This is a genomic window from Pseudomonas sp. GM24, assembly GCF_000282235.1.
Classification (GTDB): Bacteria; Pseudomonadota; Gammaproteobacteria; order Pseudomonadales; family Pseudomonadaceae; genus Aquipseudomonas.
On record NZ_AKJR01000133.1, the window covers coordinates 1 to 20,160 of the forward strand.

Annotated in this window: 19 protein-coding genes; 9 read left to right on the forward strand and 10 right to left on the reverse strand. The window is 59.8% G+C overall.

The window, feature by feature from the left end; genetic code table 11:
• Positions 1-151: 151 nt before the first annotated feature.
• From PMI23_RS16185 to PMI23_RS16195, 3 genes are all read right to left on the reverse strand, one after another.
• Positions 152-922, reverse strand: a complete 771-nt coding sequence (locus PMI23_RS16185; RefSeq protein WP_007911743.1) for a MetQ/NlpA family ABC transporter substrate-binding protein — start codon at positions 920-922, stop codon at positions 152-154.
• A 76-nt stretch (positions 923-998) separates the two neighbouring features.
• On the reverse strand, positions 999-1,709 hold the full coding sequence (locus PMI23_RS16190) for a methionine ABC transporter permease (RefSeq protein WP_172680176.1): 711 nt from the start codon (positions 1,707-1,709) through the stop codon (positions 999-1,001).
• 5 nt (positions 1,710-1,714) lie between these two features.
• The gene (locus PMI23_RS16195; RefSeq protein WP_007911748.1) at positions 1,715-2,722 is read right to left on the reverse strand and encodes a methionine ABC transporter ATP-binding protein; all 1,008 of its coding nucleotides are present in this window, start codon (positions 2,720-2,722) and stop codon (positions 1,715-1,717) included.
• A gap of 260 nt (positions 2,723-2,982) precedes the next feature.
• Between PMI23_RS16195 and katE the strand changes: the two genes are divergently transcribed.
• A complete protein-coding gene (gene katE, locus PMI23_RS16200; RefSeq protein ID WP_042704966.1) occupies positions 2,983-5,124 on the forward strand; it encodes a catalase HPII in 2,142 nt (713 codons plus the stop codon).
• A gap of 82 nt (positions 5,125-5,206) precedes the next feature.
• Here katE and PMI23_RS16205 read toward each other — a convergent pair whose 3' ends face one another.
• Genes PMI23_RS16205 through PMI23_RS16220 form a run of 4 tightly spaced genes read right to left on the reverse strand, consistent with a single transcriptional unit; the run spans position 5,207 to position 8,006 of the window.
• Entirely contained in the window at positions 5,207-5,920 is a 714-nt protein-coding gene (locus tag PMI23_RS16205) for a PA5502 family lipoprotein (RefSeq protein WP_007911756.1), read from the reverse strand.
• A 37-nt stretch (positions 5,921-5,957) separates the two neighbouring features.
• A complete protein-coding gene (gene znuB, locus PMI23_RS16210; protein ID WP_007911758.1) occupies positions 5,958-6,746 on the reverse strand; it encodes a zinc ABC transporter permease subunit ZnuB in 789 nt (262 codons plus the stop codon).
• Positions 6,739-7,524 carry a zinc ABC transporter ATP-binding protein ZnuC gene (gene znuC / locus PMI23_RS16215; protein WP_007911759.1) on the reverse strand — a complete coding sequence of 262 codons (786 nt, stop codon included), beginning with the start codon at positions 7,522-7,524 and terminating at the stop codon, positions 6,739-6,741. The genes znuB and znuC overlap by 8 nt, the downstream gene beginning before the upstream one ends.
• The gene (locus tag PMI23_RS16220; protein WP_007911760.1) at positions 7,524-8,006 is read right to left on the reverse strand and encodes a Fur family transcriptional regulator; all 483 of its coding nucleotides are present in this window, start codon (positions 8,004-8,006) and stop codon (positions 7,524-7,526) included. Before PMI23_RS16220 ends, znuC begins: the two co-directional genes overlap by 1 nt.
• A gap of 66 nt (positions 8,007-8,072) precedes the next feature.
• Here PMI23_RS16220 and PMI23_RS16225 point away from each other — a divergent pair, with 66 nt between their 5' ends.
• Positions 8,073-8,993 (forward strand): zinc ABC transporter substrate-binding protein ZnuA, encoded by a 921-nt coding sequence (locus PMI23_RS16225; protein WP_007911761.1) that lies wholly within the window; start codon positions 8,073-8,075, stop codon positions 8,991-8,993.
• Between the two features lie 56 nt (positions 8,994-9,049).
• Here the strand turns inward: PMI23_RS16225 and PMI23_RS16230 are convergent, their stop codons facing one another.
• Both PMI23_RS16230 and PMI23_RS16235 read right to left on the reverse strand, forming a co-directional pair.
• Positions 9,050-10,003 carry a homoserine kinase gene (locus tag PMI23_RS16230; protein WP_007911762.1) on the reverse strand — a complete coding sequence of 318 codons (954 nt, stop codon included), beginning with the start codon at positions 10,001-10,003 and terminating at the stop codon, positions 9,050-9,052.
• A 61-nt stretch (positions 10,004-10,064) separates the two neighbouring features.
• Positions 10,065-10,361, reverse strand: a complete 297-nt coding sequence (locus tag PMI23_RS16235; RefSeq protein WP_007911763.1) for a DUF2782 domain-containing protein — start codon at positions 10,359-10,361, stop codon at positions 10,065-10,067.
• A 74-nt stretch (positions 10,362-10,435) separates the two neighbouring features.
• Here PMI23_RS16235 and polA point away from each other — a divergent pair, with 74 nt between their 5' ends.
• Positions 10,436-13,240, forward strand: coding sequence for a DNA polymerase I (gene polA, locus PMI23_RS16240; protein ID WP_007911765.1), 2,805 nt, complete (start codon positions 10,436-10,438; stop codon positions 13,238-13,240).
• Between the two features lie 425 nt (positions 13,241-13,665).
• On the opposite strand, the gene yihA is transcribed toward polA, so the two are convergent.
• The gene (yihA, locus tag PMI23_RS16245) at positions 13,666-14,307 is read right to left on the reverse strand and encodes a ribosome biogenesis GTP-binding protein YihA/YsxC (RefSeq protein ID WP_007911767.1); all 642 of its coding nucleotides are present in this window, start codon (positions 14,305-14,307) and stop codon (positions 13,666-13,668) included.
• Positions 14,308-14,498: 191 nt separating this feature from the next.
• Between yihA and PMI23_RS16250 the strand changes: the two genes are divergently transcribed.
• The 6 genes from PMI23_RS16250 to PMI23_RS16275 all read left to right on the forward strand — a co-directional run bounded on the left by PMI23_RS16250 (position 14,499) and on the right by PMI23_RS16275 (position 20,111).
• Positions 14,499-14,789: a c-type cytochrome gene (locus tag PMI23_RS16250; RefSeq protein WP_038365005.1), complete on the forward strand. Its 291-nt coding sequence runs from the start codon at positions 14,499-14,501 to the stop codon at positions 14,787-14,789.
• Between the two features lie 43 nt (positions 14,790-14,832).
• Positions 14,833-15,444, forward strand: a complete 612-nt coding sequence (locus PMI23_RS16255) for a c-type cytochrome (RefSeq protein ID WP_007911773.1) — start codon at positions 14,833-14,835, stop codon at positions 15,442-15,444.
• A 200-nt stretch (positions 15,445-15,644) separates the two neighbouring features.
• Positions 15,645-16,286 carry a thiol:disulfide interchange protein DsbA/DsbL gene (locus PMI23_RS16260; protein WP_007911777.1) on the forward strand — a complete coding sequence of 214 codons (642 nt, stop codon included), beginning with the start codon at positions 15,645-15,647 and terminating at the stop codon, positions 16,284-16,286.
• A gap of 14 nt (positions 16,287-16,300) precedes the next feature.
• Entirely contained in the window at positions 16,301-17,179 is an 879-nt protein-coding gene (locus tag PMI23_RS16265) for an endonuclease/exonuclease/phosphatase family protein (protein WP_007911779.1), read from the forward strand.
• Positions 17,176-19,227 (forward strand): GGDEF domain-containing protein, encoded by a 2,052-nt coding sequence (locus PMI23_RS16270; RefSeq protein ID WP_007949970.1) that lies wholly within the window; start codon positions 17,176-17,178, stop codon positions 19,225-19,227. Before PMI23_RS16265 ends, PMI23_RS16270 begins: the two co-directional genes overlap by 4 nt.
• Before the next feature lie 101 nt (positions 19,228-19,328).
• A complete protein-coding gene (locus PMI23_RS16275; protein WP_007911785.1) occupies positions 19,329-20,111 on the forward strand; it encodes an N-acetylmuramoyl-L-alanine amidase in 783 nt (260 codons plus the stop codon).
• Positions 20,112-20,160: the final 49 nt, after the last annotated feature.

Genomic DNA, 20,160 nt, shown 5'->3' on the forward strand with positions numbered 1-20,160 from the left:
TTTCAGGTCGATGTAGAACGCAAGACACCTCGATCGGCCCCCTCTCCTTCGGGAGAGGGCTGGGGTGAGGGGCAGCTTCACATCAGGTCCAAAGCCAAACACAAAAAAGGGGACGCTCATAGCGTCCCCTTTTTCGTTGCAGCGATCTAAATCAGAACGCCGGCAATACCGCGCCTTTGTACTTCTCGGTAATGAATTTCTTCACTTCCGGGCTGTGCAGCGCAGCGGCCAGTTTCTGCATGGCGTCGCTGTCCTTGTTGTCCGCGCGGGACACAAGGATGTTCACGTACGGCGAGTCGTTACCTTCAATCACCAGCGCATCCTTGGACGGATCGAGCTTGGCTTCCAGCGCGTAGTTGGTGTTGATCAGCGCCAGATCGACCTGGGTCAGCACGCGCGGGATGGTCGCGGCTTCCAGTTCACGGATCTTCAGGTCTTTCGGGTTGGTCGCGATGTCTTTGACGGTCGACAGGATGTTGGTCGGATCCTTCAGCGTGATCACGCCAGCCTTGGCCAGCAGCAACAGGGCACGGCCGCCGTTGGTGGCGTCGTTCGGGATCACCACGTTGGCACCGCTTGGCAGATCCTTCAGATCCTTGAGCTTGCTCGAGTAAGCACCCAGCGGTTCCAGGTGCACACCGGTCACGGCGACCAGGTTAGTACCCTTGGCCTTGTTGAACTCATCGAGGTACGGCTGGTGCTGGAAGAAGTTGGCGTCCAGGCGTTTTTCCGCGACCTGTACGTTCGGCTGAATGTAGTCGGTGAAGACCTTGACCTTCAGCTCCACGCCTTCTTTGGCCAGTGCTGGCTTCACAAACTCGAGGATTTCTGCGTGCGGCACCGGAGTGGCGGCAACGGTCAGGGTTTCGGCGTGGGCCGAGAATGCTGCAACGGCAGCAAAAGCAGCGATCAGTTTTTTCATTCAGCTAACTCCTTATGAGGCGCCCGTCTGGCGCCTGCCAGCGAATGGCCGGCTCATCTGTTCAATACAAAACCGCTTATTTGCGCGAGAAATGCACGACCAAACGGTCGCCCACCATCTGCAGCACTTGCACCAGAATCAGCAGCAACACCACGGTGACGATCATCACGTCAGTCTGGAAACGCTGGTAGCCGAAACGGATCGCCAGGTCACCCAGACCACCGGCGCCGACCACACCGGCCATTGCCGTGTAGGAAACCAGTGTAATCGCCGTCACCGTAATCGCTGCATAGATGCCCGGACGGGCCTCTGGCAACAACGCGTTGAGAATGATCTGCCGCGTGGTCGCGCCCATGGCCTGGGTCGCTTCGATGATGCCGCGATCGACTTCACGCAGCGCGGTTTCCACCAGACGCGCGAAGAACGGCGTGGCACCCACCACCAGCGGCGGAATCGCACCGGCCACGCCCAGCGACGTGCCAGTGATCAGCACGGTGAGCGGGATCATCACGATCAACAGAATAATGAACGGCAGCGAACGCAGGATGTTCACTGCCAACGACATGATCGCGTAGAGAACGCGGTTTTCCAGCAACTGGCGCGGGCTGCAGAGAAACAGCAGCACGCCCAGCGGCAGGCCGAGCAACACGGTGAACAACAGCGAGCCGCCGAGCATCATCATGGTGTCGTTAGTCGCCAGGCCGATTTCCAGCCAGTCGATGTTCTGGAAGAACAGCTTGATGGCTTCTATCGCAGCGTCGTAATTCTTGATTGCAGCGTCGAACATTTCCATTAACGCAGCACCTCCATGTGGACATCAGCGGCGGTGAAGCGGGCGAAGGCCGCTTCCATGTCGCCACCGGTGACGGCCAGGGTCAATTGCCCGTAGGGGATGTCTTTGATGCGGTCGATACGACCGGCGAGGATGCTGTAGTCGACCCCGGTTTCCCGGGCGACAGTACCGAGCAAAGGCGCGTAGGTCGCTTCGCCCTGGAAGGTCAGACGGACGATACGGCCCGGCACGTGCGCGAAATCATCACGCTGCTCGCCTTCATCGACCTGCTCGTCTTCCTGAACAAAACGCTTGGTGGTCGGGTGCTGCGGATGCAGGAACACATCGGCCACCGAACCTTGCTCGACGATCACGCCAGCGTCCATCACCGCCACTTGATCGCAGACGCGACGAATCACGTCCATCTCGTGGGTAATCAGGACGATGGTCAGTTTCAGCTCGCGGTTGATCTCGGCCAGCAGTTGCAGCACCGAGGCCGTGGTCTGTGGGTCGAGGGCACTGGTGGCCTCGTCGCACAGCAGAATTTTCGGCTTGGTCGCCAGGGCGCGGGCGATGCCGACGCGCTGCTTCTGGCCGCCGGACAATTGCGCCGGGTACTTTTTGGCGTGGTCGGACAAACCGACGCGCGCCAGCAGTTCAGCCACACGCTGATTGATCTCGCTGGTCGATAATTCACCGGCCAGGGTCAGCGGCAACGCAACGTTGTCGGCGACGGTCTTGGAGGCCAACAGGTTGAAGTGCTGGAAGATCATCCCGACTTGCTGACGGAAACGGCGCAGGCCTTTGGCGTCGAGCGCGGTGACTTCTTCACCGTCGACGAAGATCTTGCCGCCGCTGGAATCTTCCAAGCGATTGATCAGACGCAGCAGGGTACTTTTTCCCGCACCGGAATGGCCGATCAGGCCGTAGACCTGACCGTTCTCAATCGAGAGACTGGTCGGGTGCAGCGCGGGAATGTCCTTACCGGCGACGCGGTAAGTCTTGTGGACGTTTTGAAACTCGATCACGTAGCGAACCTTGTGGGGCGCGTTAGAAAAGGATCAGCGGTTAGCCGGGCGCGCATTTTAGCCTGTCCGTATAGAGGTTCTTAGCATTTATTTCGCAATTAACCTTCGATTTGGCAATAACAAGATCAAAGGTCATAAAAAAGGAACGTCCAAAGCAGCCCATCAGTCACTAAGTAAGCGACTTGAAAACCCTGGGTGCCGTGCCCGGGAACCACTCAAGAGTCCCCGGCGAGCATCGGGGTCAACCGAGGAGTTTACGACTGATGAGCAAGAAGCCTACGTCCGACAAAAGCCAGATGGCCGGAACCGATGCCCCGGATCGAGCCAACACCAACGCCAAACTCGACAGCTTGGAGAAATTCCGCTCCGACGCCACTGGCCAAGCCCTGCGCACCAATCAGGGCGTCAAGATTGCTGACAACCAGAACACCCTCAAGGCCGGCCCGCGCGGGCCATCGCTGCTTGAAGACTTCATCATGCGTGAAAAAATCACGCACTTTGACCACGAACGCATCCCGGAGCGCATCGTCCACGCGCGCGGCACTGGCGCGCATGGTTTCTTTCAGGCTTACGAGAACCATTCGACGCTGACCAAGGCCGGTTTCCTACAGGATCCGGGGAAAAAGACGCCGGTGTTTGTGCGCTTTTCCACGGTGCAGGGCCCGCGTGGTTCCGGCGACACCGTACGCGACGTGCGTGGCTTCGCGGTGAAGTTCTTCACCGATGAAGGCAACTTCGACCTGGTCGGCAACAACATGCCGGTCTTCTTCATTCAGGACGCGATCAAGTTTCCCGACTTCGTCCACGCGGTGAAACCTGAGCCGCACAATGAAATCCCTACCGGTGGCTCTGCCCACGATACCTTCTGGGATTTCGTCTCGCTGGTGCCGGAGTCAGCGCACATGGTCATCTGGGCGATGTCCGACCGGGCGATCCCGAAAAGCCTGCGCAGCATGCAGGGCTTCGGCGTGCACACCTTCCGCCTGATCAACGCAGAGGGCAAATCACGCTTCGTCAAATTCCACTGGCGCCCTACCGCCGGCACTTGCTCACTGGTGTGGGACGAGGCGCAGAAGCTCGCCGGTAAAGACACCGACTACCACCGTCGCGACCTCTGGGAAGCGATCGAGATGGGCGACTATCCGGAATGGGAACTCGGCGTGCAGATCATCGAGGAGGAAAACGAGCACGACTTCGATTTCGACATCCTCGACCCGACCAAGCTGATCCCCGAAGAAATCGTGCCGATCACGCCGCTGGGCAAAATGACCCTGAACCGCAACCCGGACAACTTCTTCGCCGAGACCGAGCAGGTCGCGTTCTGCCCTGGCCACATCGTGCCGGGCATCGACTTCTCCAATGACCCGTTGCTGCAAGGTCGGCTGTTTTCCTACACCGATACGCAAATCAGCCGACTCGGCGGGCCGAACTTTCACGAGCTGCCGATCAACCGCCCGGTCGCGCCGTTCCACAATGGCCAGCGCGATGCGCAACACCGCACGGTGATCGACAAGGGCCGCGCCTCTTATGAGCCAAACTCGATTGATGGTGGCTGGCCGAAAGAAACGCCGCCGGCCGCGCAGGACGGTGGGTTCGAAAGTTATCCAGAGCGCATCGATGCGAACAAGATCCGCCAGCGCAGCGAATCGTTCAGTGATCACTTCTCCCAGGCAACATTGTTCTTCAACAGCATGAGCGATCACGAGAAGGAGCACATCATTGCCGCTTACAGCTTCGAGCTGGGCAAGGTTGAGCGCGAGTTCATCCGTGCGCGAGAAGTGAACGAGATTCTGGCCAACATCGATCTGGAACTGGCCAAGCGTGTGGCGGCCAACCTGGGTCTGCCGGCACCGAGCAAAGGTACGGTGGATGTGCGCAAGGTGTCGTTCGATCACTCGCCGTCATTGAGCCAGGCTAATTTGCTGCCAGAGAACATCAAAACCCGAAAAGTCGCAATTCTTGCTGCGAACGGCGTTGATGGTGCAGCGATTGATGCGATGAAGAAGGCATTGGCGGCTGAAGGTGCGCACGCGAAATTGCTCGGCCCGACTTCGGCGCCGGTGAAAACCGCGGACGGCAAAATGTTGCCTGTGGATGCTTCGATGGAAGGAATGCCATCAGTAATCTTCGATGCGGTGTTCGTGCCGGGTGGCGCGGCGTCGGTCAAGGCATTGAGCGGCGACGGTGTGGCATTGCATTACCTGCTGGAGGCCTACAAGCATTTGAAGGCGATTGCGTTGCATGGAGAGGCCAAGCAATTGCAGGATCTGCTGAAGCTGGAGGCGGATGCCGGGTTGTTGCAAGGCAAGGATGTACCGGCGTTGACCAAGCCGTTCTTCGCGGCGATCGGGCAGCATCGGGTTTGGGATCGTGAGCCTAAGGCGAAAGCGATTCCAGCTTAAAAAGCAAAAGATCGCAGCCTTCGGCAGCTCCTACAGGATGTACCTCAATCCCATGTAGGAGCTGCCGCAGGCAGCGATCTTTTTACGGTTTACGCGGACTCAAAACCATCTGCGCCGGCACCGTGCGCACGGTCTGCTTCTCAATCTTCAGATCAAAATCCGGATCGAGCTTCTTGACCCGCTTGGTCAGCAACGTCGCCAACCAAGGATAATCATCGGTCCTTGGCGCCTGAATCGTCACCCCACACTCATAATTCACCACATCAGCGGCGATCGCATCGAGTTGGCGACGAAGTTTGTGGCTATCGGTGATATTCAACGCAACCGTGGTGCTCTCGGCAGTCGGATCGATCACCTTGGCTTTCGGCTTGGCTTCGGCTGCCAACAGCGCCGCTTCAGCCTTTTCCAGTTCAGCCCTGCGCGCCTCGGTAATGGCGCCATTGACGCCACCGGTCAGCGCCGGGGCTTTCGGCATCAGCGCGCGGGCACGGCTCAACGCTGTGGCGGCCGCATTCACATCACCCTTCTGCAGCACGATCTGGCTGCGACGCAGATACGCTTCGGCAAGCTGCCGCTGGTATTGCTCAAGGGATTGATCGTTGGGGGTTTCTTTCTGCAAAGCAGCCAATTGATCTTCGGCAGTGGCCAGTTCGCTGCTGGCCAGGCTTTGCTCCAGCTGTGCGATGGCCGTAGCCCGCGCATCGGGGACTTCGGCCACCGGCGGCGTGCTTTGGCAGGCGCCGAGCAGCACTGAAAATGCGACAAGGAGCAGATAACGGGAGGCGAACGGCTTCATTCCTGCGACTCTCTATTTGCGCAAAAAGCGGCCAAGTCTACACCCCACGACGGGGCAGAACAAAACTCAACAGAAACAGTGCGGCCGCCGTCACAACGATTGACGGCCCGGCCGGGGTGTCCTTGAACCACGACAGCGCCAGCCCGCCACACACCGCGAGCATGCCCAGCAGGCTCGCGCCCAGTGCCATCTGCTCCGGCGAACGGGCGTGACGTTGTGCCGCAGCCGCCGGAATGATCAGCAGTGAAGTAATCAGCAACACACCGACGATTTTCATCGCCACCGCAATCACCACCGCAATCAACAGCATCAGCGCCATGCGCAGGCCAGCCACCGGCAGGCCTTCGACCTTGGCCAGTTCTTCGTGCACGGTGATCGCCAGCAATGGCCGCCACAGCGTCACCAGCAACACCAGCACCGCCGCGCTGCCGCCGAGGATCCACGCCAGATCGGTCGGGCTGATCGCCAGCAGGTCGCCGAACAGATAGGCCATCAGGTCAATCCGCACTTCATGCATGAAGCTTAGTACCACCAGGCCGAGAGAGAGCGTGCTCGGTGCGAGAATTCCCAAAAGCGTGTCAGACGCCAGCGGTTGACGCTGTTGCAGCGTGACCAGCAGCACCGCCAGCAGCAGGCATCCGACCGTCACTGCGACCGTCGGGCTGACATCCAGCAGAAAGCCCAACGCCACGCCGAGCAGCGCCGCGTGGGACAAGGTGTCGCCGAAATACGCCATGCGGCGCCAGACCACAAACGAACCCAACGGACCTGCAACGATCGCCAACGCCAGACCTGCAAGCAGGGCATACAACAGAAAATCAGCCATGCTTGCAGTTGTCTCCGTGAACGTGAGGTTGGCCAATAACCGGCCCTTTGACCACCGAACCGTGCAGGTCGTGAGCATGGTCGTGATGGTGGTGGTAGACCGCCAGGCTCTGCGCATTCTTGCCGAACAGCTCGACGAACGCAGGATCGCCGCTGACCTGCTCGGGATGCCCGGAGCAGCAGACGTGACGGTTGAGGCAGACCACCTGGTCGGTGGTGCTCATCACCAGATGCAGATCGTGGGACACCATCAACACGCCGCAGCCATGGCGATCGCGCAGACGGGTGATCAGGCTGTACAGCTCGGCCTGGCCAGCGACATCGACGCCTTGCACCGGCTCATCAAGCACCAGCAGTTCCGGTTCGCGCAGCAGCGCCCGGGCGAGTAGTACGCGCTGCATTTCGCCGCCGGAAACGCTTTGCACCGGGCTATCGATAACGTGTTCGGCGCCGACTTCTTTCAACGCGGCCAGCGCACGCGGACGGTCAACGCCCGGCACCAGGCGCAGAAAGCGCAGCACCGAAAGTGGCAGTGTCGGATCGACGTGGAGTTTTTGCGGCATATAACCGACGCGCAGCTTCGGCTTGCGCCAGACGCTGCCGCTGTCCGGCTTCAACAGGCCCAGCACAGCACGCACCAGCGTGGTCTTGCCGGCGCCATTGGGGCCGATCAGGGTGACGATCTGCCCCGGTTCGACGCTCAGCTCAATGTTGTCCAGCACAGCCTGCCCGGCAAACGTGACGGCGACCTGCTCCAGACGGATCAGCGCATTGCTCATCAAGCCCCCTGGCAACCGGAGCACAGACCGACGACTTCGACGGTTTGCGCCTCGACGATGAAACCGACGTCCTTGGCGCTGTTGATGATCGCGTCGCTGATCACTTTTTGCTCAAGTTCAATGGCAGCGTGGCAATCGCGGCAAATCAGGAACTGGCCCTGATGCGCATGCTCCGGGTGCACGCAGCCAACGAAGGCGTTCAGCGAAGAAATACGATGCACGAGGCCGTTTTCCAAAAGGAAATCCAGCGCGCGGTACACGGTCGGCGGCGCGGCGCGGCGGCCGTCCTGCTCGCTGAGCACGGCGAGAATGTCGTAGGCGCCCAGCGGCTTGTGGCTTTGCCACACCAATTCCAGCACCCGGCGGCGCAACGCGGTCAGGCGCAAGCCTTTCTGGGCGCACAAGGTATCGGCCTCGGACAAAGCGCTGTGCACGCAATGAGAGTGGTCGTGGGGACGGCTGGCAATCGGTGTAATAGGCATGGGCGGCGACGAGTTTTGATAGAGACGTTATTATGTTACCCGTTCTCGCCTCCTTGAGTGGTCATCGTGTCCCGACTTTTTTCTGTTTTTGTGGCTTTTGTCGCCAGTTTTCTGCTGATCGGTTCGGCTCAGGCCGAGGTCAAAGTCCTCACCAGCATCAAACCGTTGCAGCTGATTGCAGCGGCCGTGCAGGACGGCGTAGCGATTCCCGAAGTGCTGCTGCCGCCGGGTGCTTCGCCACACAATTACGCGCTGCGACCATCCGACGTACGGAAGGTGCAATCGGTGGATCTGCTCTACTGGATCGGCCCGGACATGGAAGGTTTCCTGCCGCGCGTGCTGAATGGCCGGACGCTGCCGAGCGTCGCCGTGCAGGACTTGCCGGGGATGCATCTGCGCCGTTTCGCTGAAGACAGCCACTCCCACGCCGAAGAGGCTGACGAGCATGATCACGATCATCGTCCCGGCACGCTGGATGCGCATTTGTGGCTATCGCCGGTGAACGCGCGGGTGATTGCCGACAAGATGGCCGCCGACCTCAGCGCCGTCGACCCGGCTAACGCCGAGCGTTATCAGAGCAATGCCAAGGCGTTTGATGAGCGTCTGGGTGCACTGGATCAGCGTTTGAAGAAGCGTCTGGCCAGTGTTGAAGGCAAGCCTTACTTCGTCTTCCACGAGGCGTTTGATTATTTTGAAGAGGCTTACGGCCTGAAGCATGCCGGTGTGTTCAGCGTGGCTGCCGAAGTGCAGCCGGGCGCGCAACATGTCGCGGCGATGCGCAAGCGTTTGCAGGAAGTGGGCAAGACTTGTGTGTTCAGTGAACCGCCGTTGCGTCCGCGTCTGGCTGAAACATTGGTGGCTGGCCTGCCGGTGAAGCTGGCGGAGCTGGATGCGTTGGGCGGGTACACCCCGGCGACGGCTCAGGGCTATGAGCAGGTGTTGGAAAAGTTGGGCAATGATTTGGCGGGATGCCTGGCATCTCTGTAACCCCATAGAAAAAGATCGTCCGAAGGCTCGGGCCGCGTTCGGACGATCTTTTGATCTTAAAGGGCGAAAGGCAACGGTGTGTGCACCTGCTGCCGCTGCGCCAAGCGCTGCTCAAACTCCTTGGGATCGTGAATCAACACGTCCTGCCCGGCAAACTGCTCCGCCGCGATCAACCGCGACAGCCAGAACCGCACACAGGCCACGCGCAACATCGTCGGCCACAACTCAGCCTCCGCCGCCGTGAACGGGCGCAACGCTGCATAAGCGCCAAGGAATGCGCGAGCACGCGGGCCATCGATCAAACCGTCCTCGTCCGAACACCAGTCGTTCAAGGCAATCGCCACGTCATAGAGCATCGGCCCCGAGCAGGCGTTGTAAAAATCGATCAGCCCGGTCAGGTGCGTGCCTTCAAACATCGCGTTGTCGCGAAACAGGTCGGCGTGAATGTTCGCCCGAGGCAGCGCGAGGATCTTGTCTTTACGCTCGGTGATTTCATCCAGGGCCTTCTGCAGCAAGGCACGCGGCTCATCGCTCAGGTGCGAGAGCAACTCGTTGCCCTCCTCCTGCATCCAGTCCAGGCCCCGATCGGTCTTGCGCTTGATCATGCGCTCGCCTTGGGTCGCCAGGTGCAGGTGCGCCTGCAACTCGCCAACCTGCGCGCAATGCTGAGCATTGGCGACCTTGATGTGCTTGCCGGACAGGCGCGGCTGCAGCAGCGCCGGTTTGCCTTTCAGCTCACGCAACGCCACGCCGTCGGTGGTGCGCAACGCGTACGGCACTGGCAAGTCTGCTTCGTGGAGCACGTCGAGCAGGTCGATGAAGAACGGCATCTCCTGCACCGGGCCGCGTTCGACCAGGGTCAGGACAAACTCGCCCTGCTCCAGGCTGATAAAGAAGTTGGTGTTTTCGCTGCCGGCGGCGATCCCCTGGAAATCAAGCAGACGGCCAAGCCCGTAAGGGGCGAGAAAGGTTTCCAGCTCGGGCCGAGCCAGGGGAGTGAACACAGACATGGTTAAAAACTGCTCAGTTCAGGCGTCGCGGTCAGGCGACGCCGATTAAAAGTCGGGAATCTTACTTCCAGGTAAAGATTTCCCACGACGGAATCAGCATATCCGGCTGGTCGGAGCGGATGTAATTCGCATCCGTGCCATCGGCGCGCACCAGGAAATACGGTTTGCCACCCTTTGGCGTGACCTTGATCGCATAGACGAAGCCACTGCGACTGTATTCCTGGATGACCTTGTCACCTTCCGTGTGCGTGTTGATCGTAACTTCCGACTCCGAAGCGGGCGCATCATCCGCCGCCATCGCGGCCAACGGTGAGGCAGCAATCAGACCGACCAGCAGCAAGCGATTTAACGTACGCATGATAACCTTGTCCCTTTGTCGTCAACGGTCCCGCTATTCTAGCGCCGGACCCGCCGAAAAGGTTGATCCTGCTCATGAGCCAAGCCCCCCTCGTCCTGGTGGACGGTTCGTCTTACCTGTATCGCGCGTTTCACGCGCTGCCACCACTGACCACCTCCAAAGGCCTGCCGACCGGTGCGGTCAAAGGCGTGTTGAACATGCTCAAGAGTCTGCGCAAGCAGTACCCGGACAGCCCGTTCGCCGTGGTGTTCGACGCCAAGGGTGGGACATTTCGCGATGAGATGTACGCCGAATACAAAGCCAACCGCCCAAGCATGCCCGATGACATGCGCGTGCAGATCGAGCCGCTGCACCAGAGCGTGATCGCCCTCGGTTTCCCGCTGCTGTGCGTGGAAGGCGTCGAGGCCGACGACGTGATCGGCACCCTTGCCCGCAGCAGCGCGGCGGCGGATCGTCCGGTGATCATCTCCACCGGCGACAAGGACATGGCGCAATTGGTCGACGGCCACATTACCTTGGTCAACACCATGTCCGGTAGTTCGATGGACGTGGAAGGCGTGAAGGAGAAATTCGGCGTCGCACCGGAGCAGATCATCGATTATCTGGCGCTGATGGGCGATTCGTCCGACAACATTCCGGGTGTGCCGGGCATTGGCCCGAAGACCGCTTCCGGCTTGCTGGTCGGGGTCAACGGCGGCCTTACCGAGCTGTACGCCAATCTCGACATCGTTCCGAGCCTGCCGATTCGCGGCGCGAAAACCCTGCCGGCCAAGCTCGAAGAGCACAAGGAGATGGCGTTCCTCTCCTATCAACTGGCGACCATCAAGGTCGACGTGCCGCTGGACGTCGAACTCGACGATCTGCAAATGGGCGCGGAAGACCCGGCCAAGCTCTACGAGCTGTACTCGCTGCTGGAATTCAAGAGCTGGATCAACGATCTGGATCGCGACGCCAAGCGTCTGGAGCTGAGCGCGGCCAGCGAGCCTGCACCGGCCGGCGATCTGTTCAGCGCGCCAGCAGCAGAAGCGCCTGCTGCTCCGACCGAAGCCGCGTATGAAACCATCCTCGATCAGGCGCGTTTCGACGTCTGGCTGGAAAAACTGAAGAACGCCAAACTGTTCGCCTTCGATACTGAAACCACCGGCATCGACGCGCAACAAGCGCAACTGGTCGGCCTGTCGTTCGCCGTGCAGGCCAACGAAGCCGCGTACATTCCGCTGACCCACTCCTACATCGGCGTGCCGGAGCAACTGGATCGCGACACCGTACTGCGCGCACTCAAGCCGATTCTGGAAGATCCGAGCAAGCTCAAGGTCGGCCAGCACGCCAAGTTCGACATGAATATCCTGGCCAATTGCGCCATCGGTGGTGATCAGAGCCAAGGCATCACCGTGCGCGGCATCGCCTTCGACACGATGCTTGAGTCCTACGTGCTCAATTCCACCGCGACCCGCCACGACATGGACAGCCTCGCGCAGAAGTACCTCGATCACACCACCGTAAGCTTCCAGGACATCGCCGGCAAAGGCGCCAAGCAGCTGACCTTCGACCAGATCGCCCTGGAGCAGGCCGGCCCTTACGCCGCCGAAGACGCCGACATCACCTTGCGTCTGCACCAGACGTTGTTCGAAAAACTCAGCGCGATCCCGAGTCTGGCCAGCGTGCTGACCGACATCGAAATTCCGCTGGTGCCGGTGCTGGCGCGCATCGAACGCCAAGGCGCGTTCGTTGACGCTGAGCTGCTCGGCATCCAGAGCATCGAGTTGGGCAACAAAATGGTTGCGCTGGAGCGCGAAGCGTTCGAAATCGCCGGGGAAGAATTCAACCTTGGCTCGCCGAAACAACTGGGCGTGATTCTCTACGAGAAACTTGGTCTTCCGGTGCTGAAGAAGACCGCCAAGGGCCAGCCGTCCACTGCTGAAGAAGTGCTGGCGAAGCTCGCTGAAGACGATCACCGCTTGCCGAAGGTGCTGATGGAGCACCGCTCGATGAGCAAGCTGAAAAGCACTTACACCGATCGCTTGCCGGAGCAGATCAACCCGCGCACCGGGCGTATTCACACCTCATATCATCAGGCTGTGGCGTCGACCGGGCGCTTGTCCTCCAGCGATCCGAACCTGCAGAACATTCCGGTGCGTACGGCTGAAGGTCGACGCATTCGTCAGGCGTTCGTCGCGCCGAAAGGCTACAAACTGCTGGCGGCAGACTATTCGCAGATCGAGCTGCGGATCATGGCGCACCTGTCCAAGGACGAAGGCCTGATGAATGCCTTCCGCAACAACCTGGACGTGCACACCGCCACCGCTGCCGAAGTATTCAAGGTCGAACTCAACGAGGTGACCTCCGACCAGCGCCGTGGCGCCAAGGCGATCAACTTCGGTCTGATCTACGGCATGGGCGCACAGAAGCTCGGCAAGGACATCGGCGTCGACACCAAGACTGCCAAAGCTTACATCGACACCTACTTCGCCCGTTATCCGGGGGTTCGCGAGTACATGGAGCGCACCCGCGCGCAGGCGGCGGATCAGGGTTATGTCGAAACCTTCTTCGGTCGTCGCCTGTATCTGCCGGAAATCAACTCGAACAAGCCGCAGGAACGCGCCGCCGCCGAACGTACGGCGATCAACGCGCCGATGCAGGGCACGGCCGCCGACATCATCAAGAAAGCCATGGTGGCAGTGGATAACTGGCTGGCGACGTCCGGGCTGGACGCCAGAGTCATTCTGCAGGTGCACGATGAACTGGTACTGGAGGTTCGCGAGGATCTGGTCGAACAAGTCAGTGCCGAGATCCGCGTACACATGAGCGAAGCGGCGAAACTGGATGTACCGCTGCTGGTCGAAGTGGGTGTGGGCAACAATTGGGATGAGGCTCACTGAGCCTTTTGAACACGGTTTGCCGCGACCTGTTGTCGCGGCAATGCCGGTAAAACCGGCTTATTTCAAAAAGCGCTTGGGATTATTCCAAAGCTTTTTGAAAAAAATCTGAACTAATCTGGAAGGACACTACTCAGAGTTACTGAATGGCTGGTGAAGCCCTTCGATGCTCCTATGTTGTGTTAAGTGTTGGCAGATATCTGAACCCCGCCCTAGCGGTTCGGAACTTAAACCCCGGAACTTCTCCCTCCCCAATGAAGTCCGGGGCTTTTTTTGCCCGAAAATTGGCTGTGGCACGCTCAGACTGTGTTGAAAGCACAGCTAAAAATGCTCATTTAGGTACCCTAAAGTCGAGCGCGACCCCGGCCGCTTTTCAGTGTGCTTTCGCCTTGCCTGAGCGCACCACAGCCAATTTTCTAATCCCTGTTTTACTCAGCCGCCTCGGCGCCTTTGTCTGCCAGTTCCATCCAGCCGGCCAGTACAGTGTAGGCCTCTTCCAGGCCCATGCGTTTTGGCGCGGAGAACAGCTGGATGGTGACCAGATCGCCCCAACCCTTGCGAATTTCCGACTGCACTTTGAGCAGGGTGTTCTTGGCTGCGCCGTAGGTCAGCTTGTCGGCCTTGGTCAGCAGGATGTGCATCGGCATGCCGGCGGCAACGGCCCAGTCGAGCATCAGCAGGTCGAAGTCGGTCATTGGATGACGGATATCCATCATCAGAATCAAACCCTTCAAACTCTCGCGGCCACCGAGGTAAGCCTCAAGGTGACGCTGCCAGTGCATCTTCAGCGGGATCGGTACTTTTGCGTAACCGTAGCCCGGCAGGTCGACCAGACGGCGATCTTCGTCTAGCTTGAAGAAGTTCAACAGCTGTGTGCGACCCGGAGTTTTCGAGGTGCGCGCCAGGCTGGCGTGAGTCAGGGTGTTCAGTGCGCTGGATTTGCCGGCGTTGGAACGACCGGCGAACGCCACTTCGAAGCCTTCGTCGTCAGGGCATTGATCGACTTTGGCGGCACTGAGCATGAACGTGGACTGTTGGCACAGGCCGAGGATGGGATTCTTGAGTTGCATGGGATTTCCGATGTGGGCGGCGCCGGGATTGGGCGCGGAACGCGGTGTCGCTTCCGTTTCAGTGACGCCAGTATATAATGCCGCAGATTTTGTGTGTGCTTTGTCCCAGCGTAGGATGAAGTTCACGAGAGCGACAGACCTTGATTGCGCATTAGAACGCAGAACGCTCTCAACCCTGAAAAGGTCGTTTTATGACGAAATGGCTGCTGGCTGCCGGAGTCTTGATGCCGCTTTACAGCGCACAGGCTACACAGGATCCGGAAGCTGTGTACAACCGTGTTTGTGGTGCCTGTCATTCCGGCCAACTACCCATGGCGCCCAAAAGAGGCGATCAGGAAGCTTGGACGCCGAGGTTGGCGAAAGGTATGGGGACGCTGGTGCAACACGTGACCCAGGGTTTCAAGGCGATGCCGCCGCGTGGTTTGTGCATGGACTGCAGTGCCGAGGATTACCAAGCCATCATCCTGTGGATGAGCGAGTAAACCCGGTCCATAACTTAACCCTTAGCCGTAGTTGGATTAGCTGATGAACAAATTGATCGTGAGTCTGCTGTTGACCGTGGGAATTTCAGGCTTCGCCCATGCTGCCGGTGATGCCGCAGCGGGCCAGGCAAAAGCCGCTGTATGTGGAGCCTGCCATGGCCCGGACGGTAACAGCATGGCGCCAAACTTTCCGAAACTGGCCGGTCAAGGTGAACGCTACCTGACCAAGCAGCTGCACGACATCAAGTCGGGCAAGCGCACCGTTCTGGAAATGACCGGCCTGCTGACCAATCTGAGTGATCAGGACCTGGCCGACATCGCCGCCTATTTCGCCAGCCAGAAAGGCAGCGTCGGCGCCGCCGATCCGAAGATCGTCGCGCGCGGTGAAGCGCTGTTCCGTGGCGGCAACCTGGCCAAGGGCCTGCCAGCCTGCACCGGCTGCCACTCGCCGAACGGCGCCGGCAACGCCGCTGCCGGTTTCCCGCATCTGGGTGGCCAACACGCTCAATACATCACCAAGCAGCTCACCGACTTCCGCAAGGAAGAAGGCGGCCGCACCAACGACGGCGACACCATGACCATGCAGAACATCGCCAAACGCCTGAGCGACGAAGACATCGCTGCGGTCTCCAGCTACATTCAAGGTCTGCACTAAGGCCTACGGATCGAGCGCTGCAGGCGATGGACATCTCCTGCAACGTTAACGCTCGATTAATCCGTCGCAGCAAGTATAAAAAGGGTGGCTTTGGCCGCCCTTTTTTGTGGCCGCTGCCGTTACACTACAGAACTCATGCCCGCCAGGATCTGTCTGAAAACAGGTCGCGCGAGGCGACCCAAATTGTCCAGGAGTAAAGCATGCGTAATCTGATCATCAGCGCCGCTCTCGTCGCTGCCAGCCTGTTCGGCGTGACCGCTCAAGCCGCCGAAGCCCCAGCCGCCCCTTACGTGGAACTGGCCAACCCGGTACCGGTTGCAGAGCCTGGCAAGATCGAAGTGGTCGAGCTGTTCTGGTACGGCTGCCCGCATTGCTACGCCTTTGAGCCCGTGATCAACCCTTGGGTTGAGAAACTGCCGTCCGACGTCAACTTCGTGCGTATTCCTGCCATGTTCGGCGGCCCATGGGACGCTCACGGCCAGATGTTCCTGACCCTGGAAGCCATGGGTGTCGAGCACAAGGTTCACGCTGCGGTATTCAACGCAATTCAGAAAGAACACAAGAAGCTGACCGATCCACAGGATATGGCTGACTTCCTTGCGACCCAGGGTGTCGACAAGGACAAGTTCCTGGCCACCTTCAACTCGTTCGCTATCAAGGGTCAGATCGTCAAAGCTCGCGAACTGGCCAAGAAGTATGAGATCACTGGCGTACCTACCATGATCGTCAACGGCAAGTACCGTTTCGACATCGGCTCTGCCGGTGGTGCCGAGCAAGCGCTGAAACTGGCTGACCAACTGGTCGCCAAAGAGCGAGCGGCAACCAAGGCTGCTGCCAACTAAGCGCGGCAACCGCCATGCGCCGCTGGAAGTCCGAACGCATCGTTGGCCTGCATGATCCGCAGGTCAATGAGCATCACCTGGAGTCAACGGGCCTGCCCGCAGACCAGCGTCTGCGCCTGCTCAGTTTCAATATCCAGGTGGGCATCAGCACCGAGCGCTATCGGCATTACCTGACCCGTAGCTGGCAGCACCTGCTGCCGCACAACGGCCGCTCAGGCAATCTGCAAAAGATCGGCGACCTGCTGGGCGACTTCGATCTGGTCGCCCTGCAGGAAGCCGATGGCGGCAGCCTGCGTTCGGGCTACGTCAATCAGGTCGAACACCTGGCCCAACTCGGCGCTTTCCCCTACTGGTATCAACAGCTCAATCGCAACCTCGGCAGACTCGCTCAGCACAGCAATGGCGTGCTCAGTCGTCTGAAACCGTCGGCGATTGAAGATCACCCGCTGCCCGGCCCGAAAGGTCGCGGGGCGATTCTGCTGCGTTTCGGCGAAGGCCCGGAAGCGCTGGTGGTAGTGATGATGCACCTGGCTCTTGGCGCGCGAACGCGCAGCCTGCAACTGGCCTATATTCGTGAGCTGATCGGTGGCTATAAACACCAGGTGTTGATGGGTGACATGAACACCCATGCCAGCGATCTGCTGCAACATTCTCCGTTACGCGATCTCGGCCTGCTGGCCCCGCAGGTGGAAGCGACATTCCCCAGCTGGCGTCCTCAGCGTTGCCTTGATCATATTTTGCTCAGCCCGACCCTGACCCTGGAAAAGGTCGAAGTGCTGGCACAACCGATTTCCGATCACCTGCCGGTCGCGGTAGAGATTCGTCTGCCGGGTTCGCTCACGGCCGATGCATTGCCCGCGTTGAGTCCTGCCCCTCGCGGAACCCCTGAATGAGCGACGACGCCCAGCGCTGGAAAGAAAAGTACCTCAAAAGCATCGAACAACAGGACAAACTCGAACGCCGCTGGGCCGCGAGGCTCGACTTGCTGCGTCGCGGCCTGGTGCGCAGCACGCTGGCGGCCGAAGGTACCGATAAAGTCGTTGATCAGTGCATGAAAGAGATGCGCGACGTGGTGCGCACTGACGACATGGACGCCGGCCTCGCCGCCCTCCTGCCGCGCCTGGAAAAAGCCGTGCTCGATTCCGAGCAGCGCCGCGAAACCCGCATCGATCAAGTCAGTACCGCGCTGACATCGCTGGTCACTCAGTTGCAGGCTTTGCCGTTGCCGCGTGAAGTCGCTCAGCCACTGAAGAAATTTGCCAAACAACTGGATAGCCGCGTCGGTTCGGCGCGGGAAATGCCATTGCTGCTGAGTGAACTCAGCGGCCTGCAGGGCAAGGCACTGAGTCAGTTGGACACCCCGCCAGAGCCGGGGCGACCAGGTCTGCTGCAGCGTTTGTTCGGAAGCCGCGACAGCGAAGAAGCCCCAGCGACAGAATCACCCGCGCCGCTGCAACCGCTTGCCGCACCGTCACCCGCACCAGAAACCGCACAGCCCGCCCCTGTCGCATCGATTGAACCTGTGATGGCAACTGCTGCCATCGAAGCAATTGCGCCTGTCGAAACAACAATGCCGGACGCCCAGAATCAACCGGAATCGGCAGAAGTGGTTACCTTCGTGCCACCCTCGGTCGGCAGCGAAGGCAGCAGTGACCCGAGCGAACCTCAAGCAGAGCGCTTTGAACCCGAGCCTGTTTTCACCCAGGCTGCCGCTCAGACTCCAACCACGCCTGCCGCCATCAATCCTGATGAGCTGATTCACCCCGGTGATCCATCGCCACTGATCCTCGACAGCCTGCCGCTGCCCGAACCCATCGCGCAGGCGTTGGCCGCCATTGATCCGGAGCAATCCGAACACGACATCCTGTTCGCCCTGCCTGATACCCCGGAGCCGTCTTACAGCTCCGTGGCCAAGCACATCGAAGACACCCTGATCGGCCTCCTCGACGACCTGACCCTGCCGGAGCGCCACCGCCCGCAAGCCGAAGCCATGCGTGAAAGGCTGAAACATGGCTTGAACTGGTACGAACTGATACCGATCCTCGACGATCTCGCGACGTTGATGCTGGCGATCACCGACAGCGGCCAGCACGAATTCGAAGCCTACCTGCAGCAACTCAACGAACGCCTCGAAGCGTTCCAGAGCAATCTGCAAGCTGCCAGTGAAGGCCATGCCGACAACAGCTCAGCGGCGCGGGCCATGGATACGCAGATCCGCGAGCAAGTCGACGGCTTGCAGACCAGCGTTCAGGAAGCCGCCGATCTGGATGACCTCAAGCAAGTGTTGGAGAACCATCTCGAAGGCTTGATCGGCACCATGGATCAGCACCAGAAGCAGCGCGACGCCCGCGAGCAGGAAGTGGCTGCGCGGCTCAAAGGTCTGTCCGAGCGCGTGGCGCATATGGAGCAGGAAGCCCAGGGATTCCGTGAGCACCTCGAAGAACAGCGCCAGAAAGCCTTGATCGACCCACTCACCGGCTTGCCCAATCGCGCTGCGTGGAGCGAGCGCCTCGAGCATGAAATCAAGCAGTGGCAGCAGCACGGCAACACCCTGAGCCTGGCCATGCTCGACCTTGATCACTTCAAACGGATCAATGACAACTACGGCCATCTGGCCGGCGACAAGGTGCTGAAGATTATTGCCACGGTGCTGCGCAAACGCCTGCGCGGATCTGATTTCATTGCCCGATTCGGTGGTGAGGAGTTCGTCTTGCTGCTGCCGGCCACCCCGCCTGCGGTCGGCGCCAAGCTTCTGGAAACGCTGCGCGCAGCGATCGAAGCCTGCCCTTTCCACTTCAAGGGCGAGCGAGTGACGATCACCATTTCCATGGGGCTGGCAACATTTCGTGCTGGAGAACACAGCGATCTGGTGCTGAAAAGAGCCGATCAGGCGCTTTATCGCGCTAAAAATGCAGGCCGTAATCGGGTCGAGCTGGGCTGAGCAAATTGTTCCATTTTGTTTAAATCCGCCCACTGACCGTCGAGACGCAAGGCAGTACGTTACACTGTTGCATTACTGTCTTGCGTGTACTGCCTTCTGCCATGAAATTCTTTGCCCTCCTCGCTTCGTTGCTCGTTCTGGCCGGTTGTGCCAGTGGCCCGCGCTACAACACCAGCCACCCTTCGGCCAATTACGACAGCCGCATTCAGTTTGTGGTCGTGCATTACACGTCGGCCTCGCTGGAGCGCTCGCTGCAGTTGCTGACCCACGGCGAAGTCAGCAGCCATTACCTGATCGGCGACGACAATAGCGGTACGGTCTACAAACTCATGGATGAGAATCAACGCGCCTGGCACGCCGGCGAAAGCCAATGGCAGGGGCGTACCTGGCTCAACTCCAGCTCGATCGGCATTGAAATCGTCAACCCGGGTTTCAAGGACACGCCGAGCGGGCGTCTGTGGTATCCGTACAGCGAGGCGCAGATCCAATCGTTGATCGCCCTGCTCAAAGACATCAGCAAACGCAACGGCATCAGCCCGCGACACATTATCGGTCACAGCGACATCGCACCCTTGCGCAAACTTGATCCGGGGCCACTGTTCCCGTGGAAACGCCTCGCTGCTGAAGGCTTGGGCGTCTGGCCGAACGAACAGGCGGTAGCGCGCCAGCAAATGCTGTTCAACAGCAGTGAACTGCCGAGTATCAGTTGGTTCCAGGCACAACTGGCGCACCTGGGTTATGACACGCCGCAGACTGGTGAACTGGACGTCGCCACGCGCCACGTCCTTGCAGCGTTCCAGATGCACTTTCGCCCTTCGCGCTTCGACGGCACGCCGGATGCGCAAACGGCGGCACTATTACTGGTGCTCAATCAGACAAAATAATGACGCCCGCCCGACGGTCAGGGCAAAATTGCAATCAGCAGCTATAACT